General features: G+C 68.4%; 1 protein-coding gene. It reads right to left on the bottom strand.

The window, feature by feature from the left end:
• Positions 1–1,173: carboxylesterase family protein (locus ABZT06_RS50475; protein ID WP_355756672.1), on the bottom strand; the 1,173-nt coding region annotated here is incomplete at its 3' end.
• Positions 1,174–2,193 lie beyond the last annotated feature (1,020 nt).

Below are 2,193 nucleotides of genomic sequence, written 5' to 3'. Positions count from 1 at the left end.
CCCGATCATCAGGAGATGGGCGTTGCCGCCCGCGGCGGCGTGCGCCAGGGCGCCGCGGGCGGCCGGGAGTGCGAAGAGGTAGTCCGCCATGACCGCGGCGCGGACCTCGGCCGGGGTACGGCCGCCCTGGTCGTAGGCGTCGACGATCTTCTGCGCGCGGGAGCGGGAAATACGCCACCCCGCGACCTCGTCGACGACGCGGTCGAGGGTGTGCGGGTCGAAACGGTCGAGGTCGTTCGCCACCCACCACCCCATGTCGTCACTCGCCATGCTCAGCAGCACGTCGACATCGCGGTGCGCCCCCGAGGCGAAGACGTCCATGGGATGGGCGTGCACCACCGCCCCGGGCTGCCCGATGTCCAGGACGACGCCGGTGGCCTTGTTGTCCACCCCGCCGCGGACTCCGAGGTCCGTCGGGGCGACCTTACGCAGGGCGTCCCTCAGGGAGACCGCGTCGAGGTCGAGCAGCTTCTCCGGGTTGTCCGCTACGCCGAGTTCGGTGACGAACAGGTGCGCGAGCTCCTCGGCCCACCAGGCCGGGACGCTACGAGCGGGCCCGCCGGAGAACCCGGCCAGCCGCCGGTACAGGCCGTCGGCGGAGGAGGCGCCGAGCAGACCGAAGGTGGAGTAGGCGCCGGCGCTGTGGCCGTAGACCGTGACCTGGTCGGGGTCGCCGCCGAAGTGAGCGATGTTCCGCTTGACCCAGGTCAGCGCGGCGATGACGTCCTGCAGGAAAAGGTTGCTGGCCTCGGCGAGCCGCCCGCCGTACTGCGAGAGCGAGAGCGCGCCCAGGGCGCCGAGCCGGTAGTTGACCGACACGCTCACCACGCGCCCCGACGCGGCGAGACCGGAGGCGTTCGAGGTGGTCTGCGTGTTCGCGCCGAACTCGAATCCGCCGCCATGGATGTACACGGCCACCGGCAGCGTCTTCCCGGCCGGCTGCTCGGGAGCCCACACGTTCAGGTTCAGGCAGTCCTCGCCCATCCCGCTGTCAGCTTCTAGCCAGTCGCCGCTGTCGGGCTGGACAGAGACGACGCCCTTGCGGTCATAGGAGCAGTCCGGATCGAAATCCGCGACTACGGGGCGGCGGTATCGCTCAGCGGTGGCGTACGGGATTCCCCACCAGGACCGCACCCCTGGTGCAGTCGGAGCCTTGGGCGCGGTCGTGGTCATGGCGTGAGATTCCTTCCGGAGCGTTTCGGGTGTTTTGCGCGGCGTGTCGGCAGCTGATCGCTCGCGGTGGCGCTCCCCAAGCATTTCCTGGACTCCGGTAAATCGCCGGGCGGACAGCGGTCACCTGATGGTCATCAGGCGACACCTGTCTGCTCGTCCTCTTCTCCTGGCCCGTCGCCAAGCAGGCGAGGGCGACCTGAGACCCTGCCGTCAGCGGGTCCCCTGACTCGACACGCCGACTTGCCCAGGTAAGCCGGTGCAGCTCGCGGGCCCGAGCATGCCCGCTGATCATGCTGCTGCATGGACGGTGACCTTCCTGGCCTCGCCCAGGGGCGCGAGTCGGCTACAGAAGGCGACGGGTGTGGTGTGACATGACGGGGGAGGGCTTCGTTGATCTGAGGTTCGTTCTCGGGGGGCCTGAACCTGCCCTGGAAACAGTGCGGGGGCGACCGTCACACCGGCCTGACGGCCGAACCGCAGGGCTCTACCCAAGAGGGGCGAGCAACCCGTCCGGGCGGTTTCCTCTTGGGGCAGTTTCCCCACCACTGGCCGTCATCGCAGATGAAACACAGCGAGGGCGACAGTGTCTACACAGCGCGATGGCAGCCCTGCCGCACACCGGCTAATGGGACAACGAATCGCCCCGTAGACACCGTCGACTGGACACGACCGCGCCGCCCCGGCCCCTGTACGGCCCCTGGGGCTTGGCATCGCCCCTCAGAGCAGTGGCCCGAACGACGATCGGTAACCGCGAGCACCTACTCCGCCGCAGGTCAGAGGGGTTGGAACTCCCCCGACCTCCGCCGGACTCCAAACCCACGAGCAGCGGATTCAGTCCGTTCAGGCGAAGTTGACGATCCGGCAGGACAAAATGAACGTTTCCGCAGGTCAGAGGCGTGCACAGGTGGGGCGGGTGGGACTCGAACCCACAGCCGACGGATTATGAGTCCACTGGGGATCTTGACGGCCCTTGCCGATCATTGCCGATTCACGCCGTTCTTGCAGGTCAGACGTGCTGAT

Source organism: Streptomyces sp. NPDC005483, assembly GCF_040606035.1.
In the GTDB taxonomy this organism is placed as follows: Bacteria; Actinomycetota; Actinomycetes; order Streptomycetales; family Streptomycetaceae; genus Streptomyces.
Note: the sequence above shows the minus strand (reverse complement) of the source record. Positions and strands in the feature narration are given on the sequence as shown.